A 4,951-nucleotide genomic window follows, 5' to 3' on the forward strand; every position below is an offset into this window, starting at 1 on the left:
GTCATGCACGCCGCCGAGATCGTCGCCGGGAATACCGGCCGCGCGCGGCGTTTCGGAACCGCCGCAATAGAGCACGGCATCATGTTCGGCGAGCAGTTCGGCGACCGGCTTGTCGACCCCGACATTGACGCCGCAATGGAAGGTCACGCCCTCGCCCTGCATCTGCTCGATGCGCCGGTCGATATAGTGCTTCTCGATCTTGAAGTCGGGAATACCGTAGCGCATCAGCCCGCCGGGCCGGCTTTCGCGCTCGTAGACATGGACGTCGTGACCGGCGCGGCCAAGCTGCTGGGCAGCCGCCATGCCGGCCGGGCCGGAGCCGATGACGGCGACCCGCTTGCCGGTCTTCTTCTCCGGCGGATAGGGCCTGATATGGCCGGTTTCATAGGCCTTGTCGGCGATCGCCTGCTCGACCGTCTTGATGGCGACGGGAATGTCCTCGAGGTTCAGCGTGCAGGCTTCCTCGCAGGGCGCGGGGCAGATGCGGCCGGTGAACTCCGGGAAATTGTTGGTCGAATGCAGGTTGCGGATCGCGTTGTCCCAGTCGCCATTGTAGACGAGGTCGTTCCAGTCTGGAATCTGGTTGTGGATCGGGCAGCCGGTCGGCCCGTGACAGAACGGAATGCCGCAATCCATGCAGCGCGCGGCCTGTTTCTCGACCTCCTTGTCAGACATCGGCAGCGTGAACTCGCGGAAATGCCGGATGCGGTCTGAGGCCGGCTGGTACTTGTGCACCTGCCGGTCGATTTCGAGAAAGCCTGTTACCTTGCCCATAGTCCAGTTCCTGCTGTCCAGATGGTGCGGTTTTCGCCGCACCCGTTAACCCCTTGAGGCAGCCATGGCAACCTTGCGCCGGAGGTCAAACTGTCGATGAAGATGGGCCGGGAAGCCTGGGCTCCCCGGCCATTGCAAAGCCTATTCCGCCGCAACGCCCATGCGCATGCGTTCCATCTCGATCAGGGCGCGGCGGTATTCGACCGGCATGATCTTGCGGAACTTCGGCCGGAACGTCGCCCAGTCGTCGAGAATCTCGCGACCACGTACCGACCCGGTGTAGTGCACATGGTTCGAGATCAGCTGGTAGAGCCGCTCCTCGTCATGGCTGGTCATGTCGCCGGAGACATCGACGCGGCCCTTGTGGTCGAGGTCGCCGCCATGGTGCAGCAGCCTTTCCATCAGATCGTCTTCTTCCGGAACCGGCTCCAGCTCGACCATCGCCATGTTGCAGCGCTCGGCGAAATCGCCCGCCTCGTCGAGCACGTAGGCGACGCCGCCAGACATGCCGGCGGCGAAGTTGCGGCCGGTCTTGCCGATGACGACGACGATGCCGCCAGTCATGTACTCGCAGCCATGATCGCCGACGCCTTCGACGACGGCGGCGACGCCCGAATTGCGCACGGCGAAACGCTCGCCGGCGACGCCGGCGAAATAGGCCTCGCCCTCGGTTGCGCCATAGAGCACCGTGTTGCCGACGATGATGGATTCAGCCGCGACGATCTTGGCCTCTTCCGGCGGCCGAATGACGATACGTCCGCCCGACAGGCCCTTGCCGACATAGTCGTTGCCGGCGCCGACAAGCTCGAACGAGATGCCGCGCGCCAGGAAGGCGCCAAAGGACTGGCCGGCAGTGCCGGTCAGCTTCACCGATATCGTATCCTCGCGCAGGCCCTTGTGCTTGAAGCGCTTGGCCACTTCGCCCGACAGCATGGCGCCCGCGGAGCGGTCGACATTGCGGATATCGACCTCGATCTTGACCGGCAGCTTGCTCTCGAGCGCCGGCTTGGCCAGTTCGATCAGCTTGCGGTCGAGCACGTCGTCGATCGGGTGCTTCTGCCGCTCGGTCCAGTGCACCGCTTCATGCGGCGCATCCGGCTTGAAGAACATCTTCGAGAAATCGAGCCCGCGCGCCTTCCAGTGCACGATCAGGTCGCGCTTTTCCAGAAGATCGGTGTCGCCGATGATCTGGTCGAGATGGGTGTAGCCCATCTCGGCGAGCAGCTCCCTCACCTCTTCCGCGACGTAGAAGAAGAAGTTGATGACATGCTCGGGCGTGCCCTTGAAGCGCTTGCGCAGCACCGGATCCTGCGTCGCGACGCCGACCGGACAGGTGTTGAGATGGCATTTGCGCATCATGATGCAGCCGGCCGCGATCAGCGGTGCGGTCGAGAAGCCGAACTCGTCGGCGCCGAGCAGCGCCCCGATGATGACGTCGCGCCCTGTGCGCAAGCCACCATCGACCTGCAGCGCAACGCGCGACCGCAAGCCGTTCAGCACCAGCGTCTGGTGTGTCTCGGCAAGGCCCATTTCCCACGGGCTGCCGGCATGCTTGAGCGAGGTCAACGGCGAGGCACCGGTGCCGCCGTCATAGCCAGAGATGGTGATGTGGTCGGCGCGCGCCTTGGCGACGCCCGCCGCAACCGTGCCGACGCCGACTTCCGACACCAGCTTGACCGACACGTCGGCCGCCGGATTGACGTTCTTCAGGTCGTAGATCAGCTGTGCCAGATCCTCGATCGAATAGATGTCGTGATGCGGCGGCGGCGAGATCAGGCCGACGCCCGGCGTCGAATGCCGGACCTTGGCGATGGTGGCGTCGACCTTGTGGCCGGGCAGCTGACCGCCCTCGCCGGGCTTGGCACCCTGCGCCACCTTGATCTGCATCATGTCGGAGTTGACGAGGTATTCGGCCGTGACGCCGAAACGTCCCGAGGCGATCTGCTTGATCGCCGAGCGTTCCGGGTTCTTGCCGCCGCCCGGCAGCGGCAGATAGCGGTCGGCCTCTTCGCCGCCCTCGCCGGTGTTCGACTTGCCGCCGATCTGGTTCATCGCGCGCGCCAGCGTCGTGTGCGCTTCGCGCGAGATCGAGCCGAACGACATCGCCCCGGTCGAGAACCGCTTGACGATGTCGGCCGCCGGCATGACGTCGTCGAGCGCCACCTTCTTGCGGCCGGTTTCCCCGGCCAGCTTGAGCTTGAACAGGCCGCGAATGGTCTGGGCGCGGGCCGTCTCGCTGTCGATCTGGGCGGAATAGTCCTTGAAGGTTTCCCACGATCCCTGGCGCACGGCGTGCTGCAAGGTGGCGACAGCATCTGGCGACCAGATATGCGCCTCGCCGCGCATGCGGAACATGTATTCGCCGCCGACCTCGAGGCTGTTGCGCAGCACGGGGTCGTTGCCGAAACCGTCATTGTGGCGGCTGAGCGTCTCGGCCGCGATCTCGTCCAGGCCGACGCCTTCGATCAGCGTCGCGGTGCCGGTGAAGTATTGCTGCACGAAATCGGTCTTCAGGCCGATGGCGTCGAAAATCTGCGCGCCGCAATAGGACTGGTAGGTCGAGATGCCCATCTTGGACATCACCTTGAGGATGCCCTTGCCGATCGACTTGATGTAGCGCGAGACGACTTCGTAGGCGTCCACTTCCTTCGGCAGTTCGCCGCGCTTGTGCATGTCGAGCAGCGTGTCGAAGGCGAGGTAGGGATTGATCGCCTCGGCGCCATAGCCGGCGAGGCAGCAGAAATGATGCACTTCGCGCGGCTCGCCGGATTCGACGACGAGGCCGACCGAGGTGCGCAGCCCCTTGCGGATCAGGTGATGATGGACCGCCGCCGTCGCCAGCAGCGCCGGGATGGCGATGCGGTCGGGCCCGACCTGGCGGTCGGACAGGATGATGATGTTGTAGCCGCCGGCAACCGCCGCCTCCGCCCGCTCGCACAACCGATCGATGGCGCCCTGCATGCCCGCGGCGCCTTCGGCGGAGCCATAGGTGATGTCGATCGTCTTGGTGTCGAAACGGTCCTCGGTGTGGCCGATGGAGCGGATCTTTTCGAGATCGCCATTGGTCAGGATCGGCTGGCGAACTTCGAGCCGCTTGCGGCGCGAATTGCCGACAAGATCGAAGATGTTGGGCCGCGGCCCGATGAAGGACACCAGGCTCATCACCAGCTCCTCGCGGATCGGATCGATCGGCGGGTTGGTGACCTGGGCGAAGTTCTGCTTGAAATAGGTGTAGAGCAGCTTCGACTTGTCCGACATCGCCGAGATCGGCGTGTCGGTGCCCATCGAGCCCACCGCTTCCTGGCCTGTCGTCGCCATCGGCGACATCAACAGCTTGGTGTCCTCCTGGCTGTAGCCGAATGCCTGCTGGCGATCGAGCAGGCTGACATCCTTGCGCAACGCGCGCGGTTCGACCGGCTTCAGATCTTCGAGGATCAGCTGCGTGTTGGCGAGCCAGGTCTTGTAGGGATGCTTGGTCGCGATCTCCGACTTGAGCTCCTCGTCGGAGACGATGCGCCCCTTCTCCAGGTCGATCAGAAGCATGCGGCCGGGCTGCAGCCGCCACTTCTTGACGATCTTCTCCTCCGGCACCGGCAGCACGCCGGCTTCCGAGGCCATGATGACGCGGTCATCGTCGGTGACGATGTAGCGCGCCGGGCGCAAGCCATTGCGGTCGAGCGTGGCGCCGATCTGGCGGCCATCGGTGAAGACCACCGCCGCCGGTCCGTCCCACGGCTCCATCAGTGCCGCATGGTATTCGTAGAAGGCCTTGCGATCGGCATCCATGAGCTTGTTGCCGGCCCAGGCTTCCGGGATCAGCATCATCATGGCATGGCTGAGCCTGTACCCGCCCTGGAACAGGAACTCGAGCGCATTGTCGAAGCAGGCGGTGTCGGATTGGCCGTCATAGGAGATCGGCCACAGCTTCGAGATGTTGTTGCCGAACAGTTCGGAATCGACCGACGCCTGGCGCGCAGCCATCCAGTTGTTGTTGCCGCGCACGGTGTTGATCTCGCCATTGTGGGCGACCATGCGGTAGGGATGCGCCAGCTTCCATGACGGGAACGTGTTGGTCGAGAAGCGCTGGTGGACGAGGATCAGCGCGGTTTCGAAGCGCGGGTCCTTGAGGTCCTTGTAGTAGGCCCCGACCTGATAAGCCAGGAACATGCCCTTGTAG

The 4,951-nt window shown here is 64.3% G+C and carries 2 protein-coding genes; both read right to left on the reverse strand.

The features are described from left to right. The coding region (locus EN932_RS29230) for a glutamate synthase subunit beta (protein WP_164890665.1) at positions 1 to 774 on the reverse strand (774 nt) is incomplete at its 3' end. A gap of 141 nt (positions 775 to 915) precedes the next feature. Further along, on the reverse strand, positions 916 to 4,951 hold a 4,036-nt coding region (gene gltB, locus EN932_RS29235; RefSeq protein ID WP_128369265.1), incomplete at its 5' end, for a glutamate synthase large subunit.

The organism is Mesorhizobium sp. M7A.F.Ca.US.002.01.1.1 (genome assembly GCF_004022955.1).
In the GTDB taxonomy this organism is placed as follows: Bacteria; Pseudomonadota; Alphaproteobacteria; order Rhizobiales; family Rhizobiaceae; genus Mesorhizobium; species Mesorhizobium ciceri.